Source organism: Nocardiopsis sp. TNDT3, assembly GCF_003427465.1.
Classification (GTDB): domain Bacteria; phylum Actinomycetota; class Actinomycetes; order Streptosporangiales; family Streptosporangiaceae; genus Nocardiopsis; species Nocardiopsis dassonvillei.
Genome location: NZ_QPFC01001310.1, coordinates 1 through 1,377, shown reverse-complemented (window position 1 = coordinate 1,377; position 1,377 = coordinate 1). Strand labels below are relative to the sequence as shown.

The following is a 1,377-nucleotide window of genomic DNA, read 5'->3' as shown; positions in this document are numbered from 1 at the left end:
GCCCCCGCACCGGCCCGGCCCGCCGACGAGGACGACCCCGTCGCCATCACCGCGATGGCCTGTCGCCTGCCGGGAGGCGTCTCCTCGCCCGAGCAGCTGTGGCGCCTGGTCGAGGACGGCGTGGACGCCACGGGCGATCTGCCCGACAACCGATTCTGGGACCTGGACTCCCTCTACGACCCCGAGCCGGGCGCGCCCGGGCGCACCTACACCCGTCGGGGCGGCTTCCTGTACGACGCCGACCTCTTCGACGCCGACTTCTTCGGTATCTCCCCGCGCGAGGCCGACGCCATGGACCCCCAGCAGCGGCTGCTGCTGGAGACCTCCTGGGAGGCGGTCCGGCGCGCCGGGCTGTCCGACGAGGCCCTGCGCGCGGAGAACGTGGGCGTCTTCGTGGGGGCCATGCCCAGTGACTACGGTCCGCGCCTGGCCGACCCCGTGCGCGGCAACGACGGCGGGTACCGCCTCACCGGGTCCACCCTGAGTGTGGCCTCGGGCCGCATCGCCTACGTGCTGGGGCTCAACGGCCCGGCCATGACCATCGACACCGCCTGCTCCTCCTCCCTGGTCGCCGTCCACCAGGCCGCCGAGGCCATCCGCCGGGGCGAGTGCGCCATGGCACTGGCCGGGGGAGCGACCGTCATGGCCACGCCCGGCATGCTCCTGGAGTTCGCCGCCCAGCGGGGGCTGTCCGCCGACGGCCGCTGCCGTGCCTTCGGGGAGGGCGCCGACGGCACGGCCTGGGCCGAGGGCGCCGGAGTACTGCTGCTGGAGCGCGCCTCCCGGGCCCGCCGGGCCGGACGCCCCGTCCTGGCCCTGATCCGGGGCGGCGCGGTCAACTCCGACGGCGCCAGCAACGGGCTCACCGCGCCCAACCCGCAGGCCCAGCAGCGGCTGATCCGCAGCGCCCTGGCCGACGCCGGACTGGAGCCGGGCGAGGTGGACGCGGTCGAGGCGCACGGCACCGGCACGCGTCTGGGCGACCCCATCGAGGCCAAGGCGCTCATCGCGGTGTACGGCCGGGACCGGGACGGGGAACCGCTGCGCCTGGGCTCGCTCAAGTCCAACATCGGGCACGCCCAGGCCGCGGCCGGTGTCGCCGGGGTGATCAAGACCGTGCAGGCCCTGCGCCACGGACGGCTGCCCCGGACCCTGCACGCCGACGTTCCCACCACGCAGGTGGACTGGGAGGACGCCGGGGTGCGCCTGCTCCGGGAGAACGAGCCCTGGCCCGACACCGGTCGTCCCCGGCGCGCCGCCGTGTCCTCCTTCGGCATCAGCGGCACCAACGCCCACCTGGTGCTGGAGGGGGTCGTCGACGAGGGCGCCCCGGTCAGCATGGTGGACCTGCCCTTCCAGCGCCGCAGACACTGGACC

Annotated in this window: 1 protein-coding gene; it reads left to right on the top strand. The window is 75.4% G+C overall.

What is annotated here, in order from left to right:
- Positions 1-1,377, top strand: a 1,377-nt coding sequence (locus tag DQW06_RS27220) for a polyketide synthase (RefSeq protein ID WP_198662563.1), incomplete at both ends; no start/stop codon positions are given.